18 protein-coding genes are annotated in these 19,748 nt (G+C 72.9%); 3 read left to right on the top strand and 15 right to left on the bottom strand.

Features of this window, described 5'->3' with window-relative positions:
- Nucleotides 1–45: 45 nt before the first annotated feature.
- From IE069_RS04435 to trhO, 6 genes are all read right to left on the bottom strand, one after another.
- Nucleotides 46–876, bottom strand: a complete 831-nt coding sequence (locus IE069_RS04435; RefSeq protein ID WP_189348897.1) for a sugar phosphate isomerase/epimerase family protein — start codon at nt 874–876, stop codon at nt 46–48.
- Nucleotides 873–1,961, bottom strand: coding sequence for a Ppx/GppA phosphatase family protein (locus IE069_RS04430; RefSeq protein WP_189348896.1), 1,089 nt, complete (start codon nt 1,959–1,961; stop codon nt 873–875). Before IE069_RS04430 ends, IE069_RS04435 begins: the two co-directional genes overlap by 4 nt.
- A gap of 17 nt (nt 1,962–1,978) precedes the next feature.
- Nucleotides 1,979–4,762 (bottom strand): type I DNA topoisomerase, encoded by a 2,784-nt coding sequence (topA, locus tag IE069_RS04425; protein WP_189348895.1) that lies wholly within the window; start codon nt 4,760–4,762, stop codon nt 1,979–1,981.
- An 86-nt stretch (nt 4,763–4,848) separates the two neighbouring features.
- Nucleotides 4,849–5,493 (bottom strand): winged helix-turn-helix domain-containing protein, encoded by a 645-nt coding sequence (locus IE069_RS04420; RefSeq protein ID WP_229790944.1) that lies wholly within the window; start codon nt 5,491–5,493, stop codon nt 4,849–4,851.
- 114 nt (nt 5,494–5,607) lie between these two features.
- Nucleotides 5,608–7,293, bottom strand: coding sequence for a DUF7059 domain-containing protein (locus IE069_RS04415; RefSeq protein ID WP_189348893.1), 1,686 nt, complete (start codon nt 7,291–7,293; stop codon nt 5,608–5,610).
- Entirely contained in the window at nt 7,290–8,225 is a 936-nt protein-coding gene (trhO, locus tag IE069_RS04410) for an oxygen-dependent tRNA uridine(34) hydroxylase TrhO (RefSeq protein WP_189348892.1), read from the bottom strand. Before trhO ends, IE069_RS04415 begins: the two co-directional genes overlap by 4 nt.
- A 225-nt stretch (nt 8,226–8,450) precedes the next feature.
- Between trhO and IE069_RS04405 the strand changes: the two genes are divergently transcribed.
- Entirely contained in the window at nt 8,451–9,116 is a 666-nt protein-coding gene (locus IE069_RS04405) for a GNAT family N-acetyltransferase (protein ID WP_189348891.1), read from the top strand.
- Nucleotides 9,117–9,181: 65 nt separating this feature from the next.
- Nucleotides 9,182–11,473 carry a DEAD/DEAH box helicase gene (sftH, locus tag IE069_RS04400; protein WP_229790958.1) on the top strand — a complete coding sequence of 764 codons (2,292 nt, stop codon included), beginning with the start codon at nt 9,182–9,184 and terminating at the stop codon, nt 11,471–11,473.
- Nucleotides 11,474–11,503: 30 nt separating this feature from the next.
- Here sftH and IE069_RS04395 read toward each other — a convergent pair whose 3' ends face one another.
- The 9 genes from IE069_RS04395 to ssd form a co-directional block, all read right to left on the bottom strand.
- A complete protein-coding gene (locus IE069_RS04395) occupies nt 11,504–12,046 on the bottom strand; it encodes an OmpA family protein (protein WP_189348890.1) in 543 nt (180 codons plus the stop codon).
- The gene (locus IE069_RS04390) at nt 12,043–12,687 is read right to left on the bottom strand and encodes a hypothetical protein (protein WP_189348889.1); all 645 of its coding nucleotides are present in this window, start codon (nt 12,685–12,687) and stop codon (nt 12,043–12,045) included. Before IE069_RS04390 ends, IE069_RS04395 begins: the two co-directional genes overlap by 4 nt.
- Nucleotides 12,688–12,762: 75 nt before the next feature.
- Entirely contained in the window at nt 12,763–13,176 is a 414-nt protein-coding gene (locus tag IE069_RS04385; RefSeq protein WP_229790943.1) for an Rv3654c family TadE-like protein, read from the bottom strand.
- Nucleotides 13,166–13,561: a TadE family type IV pilus minor pilin gene (locus tag IE069_RS04380; RefSeq protein ID WP_189348888.1), complete on the bottom strand. Its 396-nt coding sequence runs from the start codon at nt 13,559–13,561 to the stop codon at nt 13,166–13,168. Before IE069_RS04380 ends, IE069_RS04385 begins: the two co-directional genes overlap by 11 nt.
- Nucleotides 13,562–13,568: 7 nt before the next feature.
- Nucleotides 13,569–13,841, bottom strand: a complete 273-nt coding sequence (locus IE069_RS04375) for a DUF4244 domain-containing protein (RefSeq protein WP_189348887.1) — start codon at nt 13,839–13,841, stop codon at nt 13,569–13,571.
- Nucleotides 13,842–14,007: 166 nt separating this feature from the next.
- Nucleotides 14,008–14,571 (bottom strand): type II secretion system F family protein, encoded by a 564-nt coding sequence (locus IE069_RS04370; protein WP_189348886.1) that lies wholly within the window; start codon nt 14,569–14,571, stop codon nt 14,008–14,010.
- A complete protein-coding gene (locus IE069_RS04365) occupies nt 14,568–15,371 on the bottom strand; it encodes a type II secretion system F family protein (protein WP_189348885.1) in 804 nt (267 codons plus the stop codon). The genes IE069_RS04370 and IE069_RS04365 overlap by 4 nt, the downstream gene beginning before the upstream one ends.
- Entirely contained in the window at nt 15,368–16,564 is a 1,197-nt protein-coding gene (locus IE069_RS04360) for a TadA family conjugal transfer-associated ATPase (protein WP_189348884.1), read from the bottom strand. Before IE069_RS04360 ends, IE069_RS04365 begins: the two co-directional genes overlap by 4 nt.
- Nucleotides 16,561–17,784, bottom strand: a complete 1,224-nt coding sequence (ssd, locus tag IE069_RS04355) for a septum site-determining protein Ssd (protein ID WP_189348883.1) — start codon at nt 17,782–17,784, stop codon at nt 16,561–16,563. The genes IE069_RS04360 and ssd overlap by 4 nt, the downstream gene beginning before the upstream one ends.
- Nucleotides 17,785–17,918: 134 nt before the next feature.
- Between ssd and IE069_RS04350 the strand changes: the two genes are divergently transcribed.
- A complete protein-coding gene (locus tag IE069_RS04350) occupies nt 17,919–19,745 on the top strand; it encodes a bifunctional 3'-5' exonuclease/DNA polymerase (RefSeq protein ID WP_229790942.1) in 1,827 nt (608 codons plus the stop codon).
- Nucleotides 19,746–19,748 lie beyond the last annotated feature (3 nt).

Here is a 19,748-nt window from a genome sequence, read left to right as displayed (position 1 = left end):
AGCCGGACCCCGACGGTGACGCCGTGCGCGACGGCGCTGCGGCCGCTACCGGGCTTCGGCCTGCTTCTCACCCGGGACGCCCGAGGTCTCGGCCTCCGGGGCCAGGTGCGCGCGGGCGAAGTCCAGGGTCTCCGCCAGCCATTCCTCGCGGCTGCCGGCCCCCTTGGCCTTGCGGGTGGCCACCTCGACGGCGACGACCCCCTGCCACTTCGTGTCCCGCAGGTGGTGCATCGCCTCGGTGACCGGCTGGGTCCCGCGCCCGGGCACGAGGTGCTCGTCCTTGCCGTTGTTCTGCCCGTCGCACAGGTGCACGTGGGAGAGGCGCTCCCCCAGGTCCTTGAAGGCCTGGTGCGAGTCCATTTCGGCAATCGCGGCGTGGGAGAAGTCCCATGTCACGAAGTCGTAGGGCTGCGGCACCGGGTCCCAGTGCGGCAGGTACATCTTGGCCTCGCGGCCTCGCGCCCGCCACGGGTACATGTTCTCGACGGCGATCCGCACGCCGGTCTCCTCGAAGATGCGCTTCACGCCCTCGGCGAAGCCGGTCGCGTAGGTCCCCTGCCAGCGGAAGGGAGGATGCGCGACGACGACGTCGCACCCGACCTCGCGGGCGAGTTCCGCGCTGCGCTCCATCTTGTTCCAGGCCGAACCCCAGACCTGCTGGGTCAGCAGCAGGGTCGGCGCGTGGATGGCGTGGATCGGCTGGTCGTACCGTTCGACGAGGGACAGCAGCTGGCGCCCGTCCTGCGAGATCCGGTTGCCGGTGACCATGACCTCGACCCCGTCGTACCCGAGGTCGTGGGACACGGCGAACGCGTCGTGCACGTTCAACGGGTAGACGGATGCACTGGAGAGAACCACTGGCGGTACGGCAGTCATGCGGAGCTCCCGTCGGAGGCGGTCAACTTGTCCACGTCTCCCCGGCCGGCGTCGAGCGGAGTCGCCGCCGACGAGGAGATGCTGGGCTCGCGTCGCTGCTGCTTGAGCAGTTCCACGTGTCCCACCCCTACCGTATCGCCGTAGGGTGCCGGACTGTCCAGCAGAAGATGGTCGAATCTTCGCAGAATCAGCCCCTCGCGCAGTGCCCAGGGGCAGATCTTGAGGGACTTCACCTTGAACGCGGCCATCGCCTCGTGGGCGACGATCGCACCGGCGAGCAGTTGCGGGGCCCTGATCGTGGAGACGCCCGGAAGCTCCGCGCGCTGCTCGTGCGTCATCGCGGCCAGCCGGTTCATCCAGAGTTTCAGGTCCTCCCGGCGCAGCACGCGCTTGACGTACGGGCCGTCGCCCGACGGGGCAGCGCCCGTCACCCGGGCGAGCGAACGGAAGGTCTTCGACGTGCCGGCGACGAGGTCCGGCTTCCCGTGCTCGCGCAGCTGGGCCACCGGCTCGGCCAGCACCTCGCGGACGTGGGCGCGCAGATCCCGGATGGCGGAGATCGCCGGCGGATCCTCCGGCAGCCAGTCCCGGGTCAGCCGGCCGGCGCCCAGCGGCACCGAGCGGGCAGAGCGCGGGAACTCGTCCGTACCGACGGCCATCTCGAACGAGCCGCCGCCGATGTCCAGGTCGAGGATGTGGTTGGCCTGCCACCCGAACCAGCGCCGCACGGCGTAGTAGGTCATGCCGGCTTCCTGCTCGCCCGTCAGCTCGGTCAGGTGGACCCCGGTCTCCGTTTCGACGCGGTCGAGGACGGCTTCCCCGTTGGCGGCCTCGCGGATGGCCGACGTGCAGAACGCCAGCATGTCCACCGCCTGGTGCTTGACGGCGAACTCGCTGGCCTCCGTCACGAAGTCGAGCAGCTCGCGCTGCCCGACCTCGTTGATGGCGCCGCCCTCGTCGAGGTACCTCACGAGAGAGAGCGGCCGCTTGTGCGACGCGAACGCCACGGGGCGCGCGCCCGGGTAGGCGTCCACCAGCAACAGGTGGACCGTGTTGGATCCGATGTCCAGAACTCCCAGGCGCATGCTCTGACCTCCCGCGGCTATTTCTTCTTGGCGGTGGTCTTCTTGGCTGGCGCCTTCTTGGCGGGAGCCTTCTTCGCCGGCGTCGTCTTCTTCGCCGCACCCTTCTTGGCCGGCCCCTTGGCGCGCTTCTCCTCGAGCAGCTCGACGGCGCGCTCGCGCGTCAGCTCCTCGACGGAGGAGGACCGCGGCACGGTGATGTTCGTCTCGCCGTCCGTGATGTACGGGCCGAAGCGGCCGTCCTTGACGACGATCGCCTTGCCCGACGTCGGGTCCTCGCCGAACTCGGCCAGCGGCGGGGCGGCCGCACGGCGCCCGCGCTGCTTCGGCTGAGCGTAGATGGCGTTCGCCTCGTCGAGGGTGATCTTGAAGATCTGCTCCTCCGAGTCGATCGACCGCGAGTCCGTGCCCTTCTTCAGGTAGGGACCGAAGCGGCCGTTCTGGACGGTGATCTCCTTGCCCTCCTCATCCACGCCGAGCACGCGCGGCAGCGACAGGATCTGCAGGGCGTCCTCGAGCGTGATCGTCTCGACGTCCATGGTCTTGAACAGCGACCCGGTGCGCGGCTTGACCTTGGCCGGCTTCTTCTTCGGCTTGGGCTTGCCGTTCTTGTAGTACTCGGTCGGCATCGCCTCGAGCTCCTCGTCGGTCATCTCCGTGATGACCTCTGTGACGTAGGGCCCGTAGCGGCCGTCCTTGGCGACGATCGGCCGGCCCGTCTCCGGGTCGGTCCCGAGCTCGCGCTCCTCGGGCCCCTGCTGCTCCATCAGCTCGACCGCCTTCTCGGCGGTCAGCTCGTCGGGGGCCAGATCCTCGGGGACGTTCACGCGCTGCGGGGCCGTGCCCTCGGGCGAGTCGGCCGGGACCGGCTTCTCCAGGTACGGCCCGAACTTGCCCACGCGCAGCACGATCGACTCGGCGATCTCCACCGAGTTGATGGCCCGCGCGTCGATGTCGCCCAGGTTCTCGACGACGTCGCGCAGCCCGCGCACGTCGTCGTCGCCGAAGTAGAAGTGCTTGAGCCAGGCGCCGCGCCCCTTGTGGCCCTTGGCGATCTCGTCGAGGTCGTCCTCGAGCGCGGCGGTGAAGCCGTAGTCGACGTACTGCCCGAAGTGCTCCTCGAGCAGGCGCACGACGGAGAACGCGACCCAGCTCGGCACCAGGGCGCTGCCGCGCTTGGACACGTAGCCGCGGTCCATGATCGTCGAGATCGTCGGCGCGAACGTCGAGGGGCGCCCGATCTCGCGGGCCTCCAGCTCGGCGACGATCGACGCCTCGGTGTAGCGCGCCGGCGGCGTGGTCTCGTGGCCGGAGGCCTCGATCCCGGTGCCGACCAGGGCGTCGCCGTCACTCAGCTGCGGCAGGCGGCGGTCGCCGTCGGCCGCTTCCCTCTCCTCCTCGGAGACGTCCTTGCCCTCCTCGTACGCGGCCATGAAGCCGCGGAAGGTGATGACGGTGCCGGAGGCTGCGAATTCGGCGGCGCGGCCGTCGGTCGCGGTGCCGGTCAGGCGGATGGACGCGGTCGAGCCCTTGGCGTCGGCCATCTGCGAGGCGACGGTGCGCTTCCAGATCAGCTCGTAGAGCTTGAACTCGTCGGCCGAGAGCTGGCTGCGGACGTCGCGCGGGCGGCGGAAGGAGTCGCCGGCGGGACGCACGGCCTCGTGGGCCTCCTGCGCGTTCTCGCTCTTGCCCTTGTAGTACCGGGGCTTGTCCGGGACGAAGTCGCCGCCGTACAGCTCCTCCGCCTGGCGGCGGGCGGCGCCGATGGCCTCGTTCGACAGCGCCACCGAGTCGGTACGCATATACGTGATGTAGCCGTTCTCGTACAGCCGCTGCGCGATCTGCATCGCGATGCGCGAGGACCAGCGCAGCTTGCGGGAGGCCTCCTGCTGCAGCGTCGACGTCGTGAACGGCGCGGCCGGGCGGCGCGTGTACGGCTTGGTGTCGACCCCGGTGACGGCGAAGTCGGCGTCCGTCAGCCCCGCGGTCAGCGACGTCGCCGCCGCCTCGTCCAGACGCACGACGCCGGCGCCCGCCTTGGCGCCGCGGGCCTCCTTGAGGTTTCCCCGGTCGTCGAAGTCGCGGCCGGTGGCCACGCGGGCCCCGTCGACCGAGGCGAGCTTGGCCTTGAAGGATTCGCCGGCGGTGGTCGCGAACTCGCCGGTCAGGTCCCAGTAGCCGGCGGAGCGGAACGCCATGCGCTCCCGCTCGCGCTCGACGACCAGGCGCGTCGCCACGGACTGCACACGGCCCGCCGAGAGGCCGCGGGCGATCTTGCGCCACAGCACCGGGGAGATCTCGTAGCCGTAGAGCCGGTCGAGAACGCGCCGCGTCTCCTGCGCGTCGACGAGGTCCGTGTCGAGCTCGCGGATGTTCTCGAGGGCGCGGGCGATGCCCTCCTTGGTGATCTCCGTGAAGGCCATGCGGTACACGGGGACCTTGGGCTTGAGCACCTCGAGCAGGTGCCACGCGATGGCCTCGCCTTCGCGATCGGCATCGGTTGCGAGATAGAGCTCGTCGGCGTCCTTGAGCGCCGTCTTGAGCTCGGACACCTTCTTCTTCTTGTCCGGGTTGACGACGTAGTACGGCTCGAAGTCGTTGTCCAGGTCGATCGCGAACTTGCCGACGGACGTCTTCTTCAGCTCGGTGGGCAGCTCTGACGGCTGCGGCAGATCACGGATGTGCCCCACGGAAGCGTCCACGACAAAGCCCTCGCCCAGGTACTTGGCGATCGACTTGCTCTTGGCCGGGGACTCTACGATGACTAGCTTCTTGCCGGTCTTTACCTTCGCCTTGGCGGGCACAACACTCCTATTAGCTGCCGGGGTCGAGCGGATGGGCCCCGTGAACTTCACGAATCCCGCTCATACTCGCACTAGGTTAGCGGTTTCTACCTCTTCGGCAAGCCGGGCCTGGTCCACGGCTGGTCGCCGGCGGCGTCTTCGGACTCCTCGAACTCCGGCAGGATCGACAGCATGTAGTAGACGCGTTTGGCATCCACGCTGCGCTCCTCCGGGCCCGCCATCGCCTCGTACTCCCGCATGAGGTCGTACACGCGCGTCATGAACTCCTCGCGCTGGTCGTCGTTGAGGAAGACCATGCCCGTCGTCAGGACGGGCGCCCGGTCCTCGGGCGGTTCGATCCCCGCCTTCGCCTCGGCCTCGCGGCGGGCGATCTCGACGGCGAGGCGGTCCCGGAAGGCCCCCAGCTGGACGTTGAGGAAGGCCCCCTTGGCGGACGGAGCCTGGTTGAAGGACTCGACGATGAGCCGGTCGCCGGCCGCTTTCCAGCGGCGCTCGCGGGCGTCGCCCTCGCTCGCCGCCCGCTCGACGTACCCGTACTTCTCGAGGGCGCGCAAGTGGTAGCTCATGGCGCTCGGCGTCAGCTTGCAGCGCGAGGCGAGCTCCGTCGCCGTCCGGCTGGACTGCGACGCGAAGAGCTCCTCGAGCGCCTCGAGCCTCGCTTCGTGGGCGAGGGCGCGGATCGCCTGCGGGTCGTTGATGACGACCGGGTTGTCGGACTTAGAGCGGGCCACGATGGACACCCTTCCCTGTAGCTTTCACGTCGTCGCCGGGGGTGTCGGGCGCGTCGTGGCGCACATTCGGGGCCCTGCCGGCGCGGCACGTGTCGTAGGTCATATCCGAAAACCTTAGCGTCTCTGAACAGTTTGAGTGAGAAAACCTTCCAGAATAAGTCGGCGCACCCCGGCGAGCAGCGTCGGCTTCAGCTCCGGGTCCTCGTCCCCCAGCAGCGCGGAGACGGCCCCGGCGATCTGGCCGACGCTCAGCTCGCCGTCGCACGCAGAGACGAGGCCGGCCTCGGCCGTGCTCAGCAGGGACGTCCGGCGGAGGCCCGCGCCCTGGCGGAGCAGGATCACGCCCGGGTGCTCGGCGCCGGGGCGCTGGTGCCGCTCCTCGGTCACGTCCTCGGCGACGACCACGTGCAGCCGCTCGAGCGCCGCGTCGGCGGCCGCCGTGTCCCCGCCGGGTGCGGGCACCGCCGCGGCTGCCGCCAGCTCGTCGGCGGCGGCGACCGCCGCCCCCAGGTGCGGACCGACCGGCTGCTCGATCGGGTGCTCGATCTCCTCGAACCGGCGCCCCACGGGCCGGCGGACGGACGCGGAACCCCGCGCGGCGCCGTCGTGCGCCGCGGGACGGCGCAGCCAGACCATGCCGAAGCCGATCTGCTCGACGTCGCGGGAGGCGAAGTCGGCGAGGTAGTCGGCGTAGCGGCGCCGGTAGTGCTCCGGGTCCCGGGCCTCTGCGGCGTCCCGCAGCCAGATCTCGGCGTACTGGAGCGGGGACTCGGTGTCGCGCTGGATGAACCAGGCCTCGGCGCCGGTCTCGGCCGCCGCGCCCGTCTCGAGCCACGCGGACGGGCGCTCGGACCAGTGCCCGGCCCCCGCGGCGACCTCCCAGTTCGCGAGCATCTGCGCGGTGCCGCCCGGCGTCAGCAGGCCCGGCAGCCCGCTGACGAGGTGCGCGACGAGGCTGTCGCCGGGCAGGCCGCCGTCGCGGTACGTGTACCGCTCGCCGTCCGCCTCCCCGGGAGTGCGCGGCGTGATCACGAACGGCGGGTTGGAGACGATCAGGTCGAAGGTCTCGGTCGCGACCGGCTCCAGCAGGCTGCCCAGTCGGAGGTCGACGCGCGCGGACAGGTCGTCCGGGTCGATGCCGAGCGCCGCGTGGTTGAGCAGCAGGTTGAACCGGGTGAAGGCCAGCGCGCGCTCGGAGATGTCGGTGGCGACCACGTGCTCGGCGTGGGCCAGCAGGTGGAAGGTCTGGATGCCGCAGCCGGTGCCGAGGTCGAGGGCGCGGGCGGCCGGGGTGCGCACGGTGGTCTGCGCCAGGGTCAGCGAGGCCTGCCCGATCCCGAGCACGTGGTCGGTGCGCAGCACGCCGGGGCGCTGGTTCGAACCGAGGTCCGCCGCCACCCAGATCTCCGCGTCGGCGTCGGAGGCGTGCGGGCGCAGGTCCACGCGGGAGCGCAGGCCGGCGCCGTGCGGCTCCGCCAGGCCCAGCGCGACCAGGCCGGCGGCGCCGGTGCGCGGCAGGGCCCCGTCGAGGGTCCTGGCCGGCACGGTCCCGGCGATCAGGAAGAGCTCGACGACGACGGCCAGCGCCCGCTCCCGCGCCCCGGCCCCGGCAGCCGGCCCGGAGGCGAGGACGATCCGCGCCGGGACCGTCTGGTCGCGGCCGAGCGCGGCGTGCGCCTCGGCGCCGAGGAGGGCCGTGACGTCGTCGAAGTAGAAACGCGCGTCGGCCAGGTCGGCGGCCAGGGCGTCGAGAAGTCCCTGGTCGCTGCTGACCGGCACATCCGGCAGCGGGGCGCTCACGCGGAGGCTCCCGCGTGAGCGGCCGGCGAGGTCCCGGGCTCCGCCCCGCTGCAGTCCGGGCAGAGGCGCAGGGCGTCGTCGGCGGCGCACACCGCGCAGAACAGGCGCAGGTTGCGGCAGGAGGGGTTGGAACAGTTCTCGAACTTGTTCGTGGCCGCATGGCAGCCGACGCACTCGCCGATCGTCACGGCGTCGGGCGTGAACTCCAGGTGCATGCGCTTGTCGAACACGTAGAGGGACCCCTCCCAGAGGCCCGCGTCCCCGTACTTCTCCCCGTAGCGGGCGATCCCGCCCTGCAGCTGGTAGACCTCGCTGAACCCGCGCTTGACCATGAGCGCGGAGAGGACCTCGCAGCGGATGCCGCCCGTGCAGTACGTGACGATCGGCTTGTCCTTGAGGTCGTCGTACTTGCCGGAATCCAGCTCGGCGATGAAGTCGTGGGTGGTTTCGACGTCGGGGACGACCGCGTTCTTGAACTTCCCGATCTGGGCTTCGAAGGCGTTGCGGCCGTCGAAGAAGACGACCTCCTCGCCGACGGACTTCCTGGCCTCGACCAGCTCGTGCACCTCCTCGGGGCGCAGGTGCGTGCCGCCGCCGACCACGCCGTCGGCGTCGACTTCGAGCTCGCCGGGGGCGCCGAAGGAGACGATCTCGGCGCGGGCCTTCACAGAGATGCGCGGAAAATCCTCAGCGGAGCCCTCGGACCACTTGATGTCCATCTTCTTGAACGCCGGGTATTCGCGGGTGGCCTTCACGTAGGCTTTCACGGCCCGGATCTCGCCGCCGGCGGTCCCGTTGATGCCGTGCTCGGAGACGATGATGCGCCCGCGGAGCCCGTGTTGTTCGAGCAGCGAGCGCTGCCACAGGCGGACCGCCTCCGGGTCCGGCAGAGGGGCAAACGCGTAGAAAAGGACGATTCGGTTCAAAGCCACGCATTAAAGGGTACTGGCCCCGCTCCGGGCGCGCGTGCCGGACATGGCCCTCCCCGCCCCGCGCCTCCGCCGCGGGGTCGCCGCACCGTGACGGCGGCCACTCCGGAACGGACCCACAGGCGGCACGACGGCGGCTCTCACCTGCGACGTCGACGTTGCTTGCGGTTGGGCAACAGTTGAGTACGGCCCCTGCACCGCGCACTGAAGTCGGGGTAGGGTCATCCCATGGGATCCTCCGCAAGCGATGAACTGATTGGAACGTGGGTCACGGGCTGGTCCTCCGGCCGTGGTTACGAGAGCCGGCACGAGGGCCGCGTCCATGCCGCCCTGCGCCACGACACCATCGGCGACTGGGAGTACGTCGTCTGCGAGCCGACCGACGAGGAGCTCGTGGCGGTCGCCGAGACCCTGGCGAAGCACCCCGCCCGCCGGCTGACCGCCTTCGTCAACGAGTCCAACTCGTTCGTCGAGGCGGCTCAGGCCGCCGGCCTGACCGTCCAGCAGGCCGACGAGGTCCTTATGGTCGCCGACATGGAGGACCAGGACGTCGAGGACCCCCGCAGCCCGGACGGCTTCACGATCCAGACGGAGCGCGACGGCACCAACGCCTACGTCTCCGTGCACCTCGAAGAGGACCCGAGCATCGTCGTCGCCAGCGGCCACGTCGCGGTCGTCGAGGAGTACGCCGTCTTCGACCGCATCATCACCTCCCCCGACTTCCGCCGCCGCGGCCTCGGCTCCCTCGTCATGCGCGCCCTGGCGGCCCTGGCGCTCGAACACGACGTCGCCGAAGGCCTCCTCATCGCGACAGTCGACGGCCAGGGACTCTACGGCTACCTGGGCTGGACGACGCTCGGGAACATGGTCACGGTGGAGGCCGCGCAGAACTGAACGACCAGAATCCGCCGGCCGTCTCCGGGCAGCCGGCCTCCGACTTCCAGGTCAGCCACGGCTCGCTGATCCCGCTCCTCGGGCACGGTCAGGCCCCGGAGTCGCTGCAGCACACCCGCGTCCTGGAGGCGAGCGACGCCGTGCACGCGCCGTGGCCGGAGTGGACGCATCCCGACGTGCTCGCCGCCTACGAGCGCCTCGGCATCCACGAACCCTGGCTGCACCAGGTGCAGGCGGCGATGGCCGCCGAGTCGGGCGAGCACGTGATCGTCGCGACCGGCACGGCCTCGGGCAAGTCGCTGGCCTACCAGCTGCCGGCCGTCAACCGGATTCTCACGGCCGGCGAGGCGAGCGCGAACGGCGACGGCGCCGTCGTGCTCTACCTCGCGCCGACCAAGGCCCTGGCCGCCGACCAGCTGGAGGCCGTGGCGTCGCTGCGGCTCCCCCAGGTGCGCGCGTCCACCTACGACGGCGACACCGGGCAGGGCGAGCGCCGGTGGATCCGCGAGCATGCGAACTTCATCCTCGCGAACCCGGACATGCTGCACTACGGCATCCTGCCCAACCACGCGTGGTGGTCGCGCTTCTTCAAGCGGCTCGCGTTCGTCGTGGTCGACGAGGCGCACAGCTACCGCGGCGTCTTCGGGTCCCACGTCGCGAACCTGCTGCGGCGGCTGCGCCGCGTGTGCGAGCACTACGGGGCTGACCCCGTGTTCATCGGGGCCTCCGCGACGAGCGCGGAACCGGACGAGTCCTTCGGCCGCCTCATCGGCTCCCCGGCGACCGCCGTGACGCACGACTTCTCGCCCCGCGGGGCCAAGACGGTCGCCCTCTGGGAACCGCCGCTGACCGACCTGCTCGGCGAGAACGGCGCCCCGCGGCGGCGCACCTCGATCGCCGAGACGAGCGACCTGATGGCGAACCTGATGTGCGAGCAGGTGCGGACGATCTCGTTCATCAAGTCGCGCCGCGGGGCCGAGACGATCTCCTCCATCACGCAGAGCATGCTCGACGAGGTCGACCCCGCGCTGCGCGGCCGGGTCGCGGCCTACCGTTCCGGCTACCTGCCCGAGGAGCGGCGGGAGCTCGAGCGGCGGCTGCGCACCGGGGAGCTGCTCGGCATCGCCTCCACGCCGGCCCTCGAGCTCGGCATCGACGTCTCCGGCCTGGACGCCGTCCTGGTGGCCGGCTGGCCTGGCACCCGGGCCTCCTTCTACCAGCAGATCGGCCGGGCGGGCCGGGCCGGTCAGGACGCCCTGGCCGTGTTCATCGCGAGCGACGACCCCCTCGACACATACCTCGTCCACCATCCGGAGGCGATCTTCGATACGCCGGTGGAGGCGACCGTCTTCGACCCGCTGAACCCGTATGTGCTGGGTCCGCACCTCTGCGCGGCGGCCGCGGAGCAGCCCCTGCGTCCGGAGGATGTCGAGCTCTTCGGCCCCACGGCCCAGGAGCTGCTCGATCAGCTGGTGGAGCGCGGCTACCTGCGCCGCAGGCCCTCCGGCTGGTACTGGACGCACCCGGAGTCGGCCGCTGCGATGGTCAGTCTCCGGGCCGACGGCGGCGGACCGGTGAGCATCATCGATTTCGAGACCGGCGCCCTGCTCGGGACCATGGACTCCCCGCAGACCCACTACCAGGCGCACCCCGACGCCGTTTACGTCCACCAGGGCGCGAGCTACGTCGTCGAGGAGCTCAACGAGCAGGACCACTGCGTGCTGGTGCGCCGGGCGAACCCGAACTACTACACGCAGGCCCGCGACATCACCACGGTCGAGGTCCTCGAGGAGGCCGTCAGCCGGGACTGGGGCAGCGTGCGCGTCCACTTCGGGGACGTGAGGGTGACGACCCAGGTAGTGGGGTTCCAGCGGAAGTCGGTCTCCAGCAACGAGATCCTCGGCGAGGAGCCGCTCGAGCTGGAGCCGCGCGACCTGCACACGAAGGCCGTCTGGTTCACCATCTCCGAGGCGGACATGCTCTCGGCCGGTCTGGTCGCGGGCGACATCCCGGGCGCGCTGCACGCCGCCGAGCACGCGGCGATCGGCCTCCTCCCGCTGGTCGCCTCGAGCGACCGGTGGGACATCGGCGGCGTCTCGACGGCCATCCACGCCGACACGGAATCGCCGACGATCTTCGTCTACGACGGGCACCCGGGCGGCGCGGGGTTCGTCGAGCGCGGGTACCAGAAGGCGGCGGACTGGCTCTCGGCGACCCTCGAGGCGATCCGCGCCTGCGAGTGCGAGACCGGCTGCCCCTCCTGTGTCCAGTCCCCCAAGTGCGGCAACAAGAACAACCCGCTCTCCAAGGCCGGCGCCGAGACGCTGCTCGAGCGGATCCTGCGCGACGCCGGCTGAGGCGGCGGCCCGCGCCGCAGATCCGCGGCGTCAGCCCTCGACCGTGACCTCGACCCGGCGGTTGAGCTGGCGCCCGGCGTCGGTCTCGTTGTCCGCGATGGGCTCGGACTCCCCGCGGCCGGAGACCTCGATGTCGACGCCGCCGCCGAGTGCGGAGGCGATCTCATCGGCGATCGCCTGGGCGCGCCGTTCGGAGAGCCGCTGGTTGTGGTCCTCGTCCTGGACGTCGTCGGTGTGCCCGAGGACGGTGAGTCGGGCCGGGTCGCGCTCCTGCAGTTCCCCGATGAGCGCCTCCAGCTCCCCCTCCGACTCAGGCGTGCGCGTGTGCTCGTTCGGTGCGAAGAAGATCTCGGCCGCCAGCGTGATGGTCTCGCCCTCCTCCTTCACGCCCCCGGAGAGGGTCGCGGAGCCGAACGTCAGCTCCTCGACGGGGAACGTCAGCTCCTCCACGCCGAAGTCCAGCACCTCGACCGGCCCCGGCGCCCCGACCGTCGTCGAGCCGGCCGCCACGGCCGGAGCCCCCGCGACTGCGGCGGAGAGAACGGCGGCGGCGAGACGCCCGGCGCCTCTCACCGCTGGATCTCCACGCCCTCGAAGGCGCCGGCGCTCGGGATGTGCACATCCACGGCGTCGACGGATGCCGGCGGGGCGGCGAACACGGCCGAGTAGGTCGTCGTCGCGCCGGGCTCGGTGTTGCCCTCCACGTCCGTCGAGCAGGCGCAGAGCCCGTCGGCACCCCGGCCGACCAGGTAGCGCTTGCCCTCGCCGGTGACCACGAAGACGCCGTCCACACTGTAGCGCTCGGCGGAGCGCAGCGATTCGTCCTCCTCGTCGGCGGCGCCGTTGCCGAATTCGGACTGGATGTAGAGCTTCTCGCCGTCCGCCTCGTTGGTGTTGGTCAGCGAGAACGTGACCGTCATCGTCGAGTCGTTGGCGCGCACGCTGTTCAGGGTGATGCGCGAGCCGGGTGCCAGGGTGTCCTCCCGCGCGCCCAGATCGCCGAGCGGCTCGCCGGCGGACGAGGGGGCCGCCTGGCCTCCGCCCTCCGGGGCGGAGGAGTCCTCGGCGCCGGTCTGCGCGGCGTTCGCCGCCGGGCCGGACGCGGCCGCTGCTTCCGGGCTCGCGCCGGACGGCTCCCCCGCGCTCGAGCACCCTGAGAGCAGCACCCCCGCGGCCGCCAGCGCGGCCATCTTCCGCCATGTGCTCTGGAGCAACTGTCCCTCTTTCCCGTGAATACCTGCTGACATCGGCTTCGACCCTAGTGCGCGCCGCCGCCGAGTTCCAGACGGCTACCCGGGCAGTTCTGCCCAGGGCGCTGGAGGAGGTCCCGCCCGCGCGGTGGCCCGCGCTTCGAGGCCGACGCCTTCCAGCACCCCGATCCCCTCGCCCAGCCGGACCGCGACGGAGACGTCGACGACGGTCCCCTCCGGGTTGCCCAGCGCGCAGGACGTCACACGCGCGCCGTTCCGTCCGGCCACCCTCGCGGCCACGGCGCAGGTCTCGCCGTCGGTGACGCCGCGGGCCGTGTCGGCGGCGGCCAGCGCCGCGAGGTCCGCTGCCGTGGTCGCCCGCGTGGCCGCAACGGCCGCCTGTCCGATCGTCAGCACGGCCGCCCCGGCGAGCAGCACCGCCGCGGCGAGCCCGACCATCAGCACGGTCCCGGCCCCGCGCGCGCCGTCGAGTGGACCATTCTCAGCCGGCACCGGGGCTCTCCGTCCTGGCCTCGGCGTCGGCGCTGAGCGTGACCACGTGGGTGCCGACAAGCGGGATCCGCACGTCGCGGCGGATCGATACTCTCGAGTAGTCGCCACCGGGGTCAACGGAGATCAAGGCGTCGCCGCCCGCGTGCCGGCGCGCGGCGTCGGCCGCGGCCGGAGCAGACTCGCCGCGGGCCAGTTCCCGGGCAGCCACCCGGGCGCCCTCCTCCAGCTGGATCTGCGTGATGCCGAGCCCGCCGGCCCCGAGCGCGAAGGCCAGCAGGACCGCGAGGGCCGGCAGCAGCACGGCGACCTCGGCCGTGCTGCTGCCGGTTTCGGACCTGCCGGAGTCCCGCCGGATCGGCGGTGCCCTGTGCTGGTTCCTCCCCATGACCGTCTCAGGCCTGCAGTGCCTTGCGGACCAGGGCCATCAACATCTCGCTGACGTCGCCGCTGGAGAGGATGACGACCAGCAGGCCGGCGAAAGCGACGGCCGCGAACGTCACGATGGCGAACTCCGCGGTCGCGATCCCGGCCTCGGCCGCCAACTGCCCGCGGAGCCGTTCGCTGCCGTGCTCCGTCGTGTGCTCCGGCGGCCGGTGGTCGGCCAGTTCGACGACGTTGTCCGGCACGTCGGAGACGGACTCTGCGAGAACCCGGTTCTGCTCCATGATGATGTCCTTTCGTAGTGGATGATCGAGCCGCCGTCCCGGCCGCTCCCCTTCAGCCTCCGCCGCCGGCGGCTCCCCCGGGGCGCCCGGGCCGACGTTCTGGAGAACTCCGCCGGGATGCCCCGCTGTGGATGACAAGTCCACCAGGGCCCGGGTGCCCGTACGGCTACAGGTCGGGCAGCAGCGACACGACCAGCGGGACGATCCCGATGCAGACGAACGCGGGCAGGGCGCACACGCCCAGCGGCACGACGAGCCGCACGGCGAGCGCGGCGGCGTCCTTCTCCGCCCGGCGGACGGCGCTGCGGCGCTGCTCGGCGGCCGTGGTGCGCAGCAGGGTCGCCGCGGCGGCGCCGGACTGGTGGGTGAACCCCAGCGCCTGCACGAGGGGCCGGAATGACTCCGGTGCGGTCTCCCAGGCCCGGTCCCAGGCGACCGAGAGTTCGAGCGCCCGGGCGACCCGGTGCAGGGGTATGCAGCCGGGCACCGTGTCGGCCAGGTGCGTCAGCACGCCGGACACCGGCTGTCCGGCGGCGAGCAGGCTCGCGCTGAGTTCGAGCAGGAGGGCGACGTCGGCGTCGGCCGGCCCGCGTCCGGGCCGCGCGCGGGGGCCGGACGGGTGCCGTCCGCGTTCCCGCCGCCGGAGGCCGAGTCGGCCTCGGGGACCGGGGAGGAGGAGGATCCACACGGCGGCCGCTGCGAGGAGGGCTGCCGGCAGGACGCCGGTCACCTTCGCTCCTCGCCGCCGGCGGCCCGCAGGAGACGGCGCGTCCACCACCAGTGGGCCGCCCAGAGCCCGGCGCCGGTCACGAGCGCGATGCGGCCGGCCGGGTGCCCGATCAGCACGCCGACGGGGTCGGCCCCGAGCAGGGCCGCGAGGGCGAGCCCGAAGGCCGGGAGCAGTGCCAGCATCCGATTCGTCGTGCGGGGCCCGGCGAGCGCAGTCGCTCTGGCCCGTCCGAGGTCCTGTTCGGACTCGAGCTGCTCGGCGACCCGCTCGAGCAGTCCCGCCAGCGACGCGCCGGTGCGCTCCGAGAGCTCGAGGCACCAGCTCACGCGCTCCCACACCCATCCGAAGTCCGAGTGTTCGGCGTGGCCGCCCAGTCCGGTCGAGGTGCGCTGGCCGACGGCGTGGGCCGTCTGGGCCGCGACGGCCGCGGCATGGATGTCTCGGGCGGCTCGGGTGCCGGCGGCTCCGGCATCGCCGGAACCGTCCTGGCGCCCGGTCCGCGCCGGGGGCGCCTCTGCGGCCCATGCGCGGCCCAGCTGGTTCCATGTCCGCTCCGGGGTGCGACCGGTCTCGAAGAGTGCGGCCAGCTGACGCAGGGCTCGCGCGTGTTCAGCGATGTCCTGGGGCTCCCGGCGGACGGCGTCCCTCCACCGCGCCAACGCCCGGGACGGGGATGCGCCTCCGCGCGGCCGGGCGCGCGGCGACGTGCCCCGGGACCGCCGCGAGGCGCCCGTCCCGCCGAGGACCCAGGCGGCGGCCGCGGCGGCGAGGGTGGCAGCGGCGATGGCGGCGCCGCTCATGCGGGAGCCCACCGGATGGCCGCGTCGTCCATGCCCGCGTCGAGCAGCGGCCGGATGTGTTCGCGGGCAGCGGGCAGGAACCGCGGTCCGTCGCCGTCGTCGTGGGCGAGCGGGCGGGCGGCCATCCCGTGCCCGTCGGCGGAGCGCACCAGCTCGAGGACCGCGAGGGTCGCCGGGCCGCGCTGCCCCGGGCCGTGCCCGGGCCTGCGCATCTGGACGACGTAGTCGAGGGCTCCCGCGGCCTGCAGCGCCGTCGCGTCGGCGGTCATCCCGGCCAGGGCGCCCATGGCGGCCAGCCGGGCGGGGACGGCCTCGCAGGAGCTGGCGTGCAGCGTGCCGCCGGCCCCGTCGTGGCCGGTGTTCATCGCCGCGAGGAAGTCGCGGATCTCCGCGCCACGGCATTCGCCGACGATGAGCCGGTCCGGCCGCATCCGCAGCGACTGGCGGACCAGGTCGTCGAGGCCGATGCCGCCGGCGCCCTCGACGTTGCCGGTCCGGCACTGGAGGCTGACCACGTGCGGGTGGTCCGGCTCGAGCTCGCGGGCGTCCTCGCAGACGATGAGGCGCTCCGAGGCTCCGGCCTGACCGAGCATCGCCCCGAGGAGCGTGGTCTTCCCGCTCCCGGTCCCGCCGCTGATGAGGAAGTTGCGGCGGCTGGCGACGACGGCGCGCAGCACCTCGTTCCACGGGCTGCCGGCGCCGAGGATCTCCTCGAGCTCGAGGCGCCGCCGGTGCCGGACGCGGATGGACAGCAGCGGCCCGGCCGCGGCGACCGGCGGCAGGACCGCGTGCACGCGGTAGTCGCCGACGACGACGTCGCCGAACGGCTCGGCGTCGTCGAGCCGCTGCCCGCCGCTGCCCAGGAGCCGCACGGCCAGCCGGCGCACGTCCTCCGTGCTGGCGAAGGTGTATCCGGCGCGGGTCAGGCGGCCCTCCGCCTCGACCCACACGGCCCCGGTCCCGTCGACGAGCACGTCGCTGACGCCCGGCGCGTCGGCCAGCGACTGCAGCGGCCCGAGCCCCGTGAGCTCCTCCTGGAGCATCCGGATGACGTGGGTCGCAGTGCCGCTGCCGACGACCAGGCCGGAGGCCCGCACCGCCTCCGCGACGTCCGCACCGCTGATGCGGCCTCCCTGCTCGATCGCGCGCAGCCGCACCGTCTCGAGCAGTCGCTCGTCCACCTCGCCTCTCATGCCGCACCCGCCCGGTCGGGCCCGCCGTCCCAGAGCGCGGAGACCGGCGCCATCGCCCGGGCCGGGACGCGCTGCCGCGCCAGGTCGAGGACGGTCCCGTCCGCCGCGGCGCGGCGGATCGACCGCAGCGGCGGGACGTACGTCAGCAGCGGCATGCCGGCCTCCGCGGCGATCGAGAACGCGTCGTGCCCGTTCGGCAGCTGCCCCGTCACCAGCGCGAGCCAGTCGACGTCCCCGTCCAGCGCGGACAGCGCCCACTGGCGGTCCGCCGGGAGCACGCAGATCGCCGCATCCGGTGCGCCCCACGCGTGGCCGGTCATCGAGGCGGGGCCGGCCCGGCCGCTGTCGAGAACGACGACGTCGAAGGCCTGCCGGGCCGACGCGACGACCTCCGAGAGCACCCCGGGCGGGACGGGCCCGTCCGGGGCCGGGATCCCGGGGGCGCGCCATTCGGACCAGGTCAGGAACGAGAGCCCCCGTGTGGACGGCAGGACGTCCGCGAGCTGGTGGGGTGGGAGGCGGCCGTCGGCCGTGGCGATGTCGTTCCAGGTGAGCCCCGCGAACGGGGCCGCCCCGCCCGGTTGCGCGTCCGTGCCCGGTCCGCGGGGCCGCCCGAGCGACCGGCCGTCCGTGCCGAGGCGGTGGAAGATCCCGCCGCTGGCCGGGTCCGCATCGATCAGGAGGGTCGTGCGCCCGGCGCGGACCGCGGTCGAGGCCGCCAGCACCGCAGCCGTCGTCGTGCCCGCGCCCCCGACGGCTCCGGCGAACGCGAGCACCTTCCCGGCCCCGCCGCGCAGGCCGCGCTCGCCCAGGAACTCGCCGAGCCACGCCGAGGCCTCGGGCAGAACCGCGACGCGGGTCCCCGGGGTCGCGGCCGCCGCCCGCCACATCCGCTCGTGGTCGCCGGCCCACCCCACCAGGACGGAGTCCGCCCGGCCCGGCGCATGCAGCGGCCCCGTCGCGCCGTCCAGCTGCTCGAGGCGGTCCGCCCCCAGCAGCACCAGCTCGTGCGGGTCCGCCGCCGGCACCGGTGCACCGTCCGCCGCGGACAGGATCCGCAGCTCCGTTCCCGCGGCCGCGACGACGAGGGCCACGTGGTCGATCAGTTTCTCGTCACCGGTCACGAGCGTCGCCCGCGGTACCCGCGGCGGGTCCGGCGGGGCGGCCGGCGGTCCGGATGATCGGGGCGGGCGGCTGGCGACGAAGGGGCGTTCAGTCATGCCCCCACTGTTCGCGCCGGCCGCCGGCCCCGCCACGGGTCAGCGGCCGGTTGTGGAGAACACGGCGCCGGCGCGCGCCTGTGGACGGAGAGTCCGGCGGCCATTCCGCGGCCGCGGCCTGCCACAATGAAGGCGTGCCCATCCCCTCGACCATCCCCGACGGCGCCGCGCCGCGCTTCGTCCTCGTCGCCACCCACGCCGAAGGCGACAGCGGCGTCTTCGACGTGCACGAACTGCGCGGCGAGGACCCGCGCACGGCGCAGCCCTCCCAAAAGGAGTCCCTCCGCGAGGGGCAGGAGCCGGCCGAGGAGTCGCCGGCCGGCGTCGTCCTGATCCTGGACGAGGCCCTGCGGCCTCTCACGGGGCCGCTGTCCTTCTCCTACGAGGACATCGGCGACCTCGTGACCTGGGCCGAGGCGCGCGCCCTGCGCTGGGTGTGGGAGTCCACGCGCTACTGGTACGGGATGTTCCTCACCGACGGGATGACGGTCGAGCGGTGCTGGGACCTGGGGCTGTGCCGGACGATCCTGTCCAGCTCCCCCGCCACCGCCGGCGGCGGCTACGCGGCGGACGCCCGCGACGCACCGGCCGGCGACCTCGACGCGGCGGCCCCGGCCGGACCCGAGCCCGGCGCGCAGGGCTCCCTCTTCGCGGCCCCGGCGCCGCGCGGGGCGAGTGCCCAGACCGTCGGCCGCGAGTTCGCCGCCCAGCGCGCCGCGGTCCCGCGGACGACGGCGGGGCGCAAGCTGGAACTGCTGCTTGCGGCCGAGTCCGCGGGCGCCCTGATCGCCGCCGAGATCCGGGCCACGGGAATGCCGTGGAGCACCCGCGTGCACCGGGCCCTGCTCGAGGACCAGCTCGGCCCGAGGCCGCCCGAGGGCCACCGGCCGCAGAAGCTCGAACGGGTCGTCGAGGAGCTCCGGGCCGCCCTGGGCGCGCCGAAACTGAACCCCGACTCCCCGCAGGAACTCCTGCGCGCCCTGCACCGGGCGGGGATCGACGCGGCCAGCACCAGTCAGTGGGAGCTGGCCGACCACGAGCACCCCGCGCTCGAGGTCCTCGAACGCTACAAGAAGCTCTCCCGCCTCTTCACCTCGAACGGCTGGGCGTGGCTGGCAATGTGGGTGCGCGACGGCAAGTTCTGGCCGGACTACACGGTCGGCGGCGTCGTCACCGGCCGGTGGTCGGCCCGCGGCGGCGGGGCCCTGCAGATCCCGGCCACCGTCCGCTCCGCCGTCCGGGCGGACCCCGGGTGCAAGCTCGTGGTCGCCGACGCCTCCCAGCTCGAACCACGCATCCTGGCCGCGATGAGCCGGGACGAGGCCCTCGCGATCGCCTCCACCGGCAAGGACCTCTACCAGGCGATCGCCAACCGCGGGTTCGGCGGGGACCGGGCGAGCGCGAAGATCGTGATGCTCGGCGCCATGTACGGTCAGACGAGCGGCGATGCCGGCCGGCTCATGCCGCAGCTGGCCAAGACGTACCCGCAGGCCGTGGGGCTGATCGAGCACGCCGCCCGCGAGGGCGAGGCCGGCCGCAACGTCTCCACGTTCCTCGGCCGCGGCTCCCCCGGACCCGACGACGCGTTCGCGGCGGCCCGGCGCGCGGCCAACTCCCTCGACGCGACGCCGGCCGACCAGTCGCGCGCCGACTCGATCGCGCGGTCGCGGGGGCGCTTCACCAGGAACTTCGTCGTCCAGGGGACGGCCGCCGAGTGGGCCCTCTGCTGGCTGGGCCAGGTGCGCCTCGGCATCCGGCGGCAGCTCCCGGATCTGAGCTCGCGCATCGTGTTCTTCCTGCACGACGAGGTCATGCTGCACGTGCCCGCCGACCAGGCCGACGAGGTCGTGAGGATCGTCCACGCCGCCGCGGCGCGCGCCACGGAGCTCGTGTTCCGCTCGGACCTGGTGGAGACGCCCGTGACGGTCGCCGTCGTCGACTCCTACGACCAGGCGAAGTAGGTC

The sequence above is a fragment of the Zhihengliuella salsuginis genome (assembly GCF_014651715.1).
Taxonomy (GTDB): Bacteria; Actinomycetota; Actinomycetes; order Actinomycetales; family Micrococcaceae; genus Zhihengliuella; species Zhihengliuella salsuginis.
The sequence above is the reverse complement of the archived record's forward strand: the minus strand, read 5'-3'. Positions and strand labels throughout refer to the sequence as shown.

Excerpts from the sequence above, each read along its gene's own strand:
- IE069_RS04435 (WP_189348897.1), bottom strand. The coding sequence starts at position 876 with ATGACTGCCGTACCGCCAGTGGTTCTCTCCAGTGCATCCGTCTACCCG.
- IE069_RS04430 (WP_189348896.1), bottom strand. The coding sequence starts at position 1,961 with ATGCGCCTGGGAGTTCTGGACATCGGATCCAACACGGTCCACCTGTTG.
- IE069_RS04405 (WP_189348891.1), top strand. The coding sequence starts at position 8,451 with ATGGGATCCTCCGCAAGCGATGAACTGATTGGAACGTGGGTCACGGGC.
- IE069_RS04380 (WP_189348888.1), bottom strand. The coding sequence starts at position 13,561 with ATGGGGAGGAACCAGCACAGGGCACCGCCGATCCGGCGGGACTCCGGC.
- IE069_RS04375 (WP_189348887.1), bottom strand. The coding sequence starts at position 13,841 with ATGGAGCAGAACCGGGTTCTCGCAGAGTCCGTCTCCGACGTGCCGGAC.
- IE069_RS04365 (WP_189348885.1), bottom strand. The coding sequence starts at position 15,371 with ATGAGCGGCGCCGCCATCGCCGCTGCCACCCTCGCCGCCGCGGCCGCC.
- IE069_RS04360 (WP_189348884.1), bottom strand. The coding sequence starts at position 16,564 with ATGAGAGGCGAGGTGGACGAGCGACTGCTCGAGACGGTGCGGCTGCGC.
- ssd (WP_189348883.1), bottom strand. The coding sequence starts at position 17,784 with ATGACTGAACGCCCCTTCGTCGCCAGCCGCCCGCCCCGATCATCCGGA.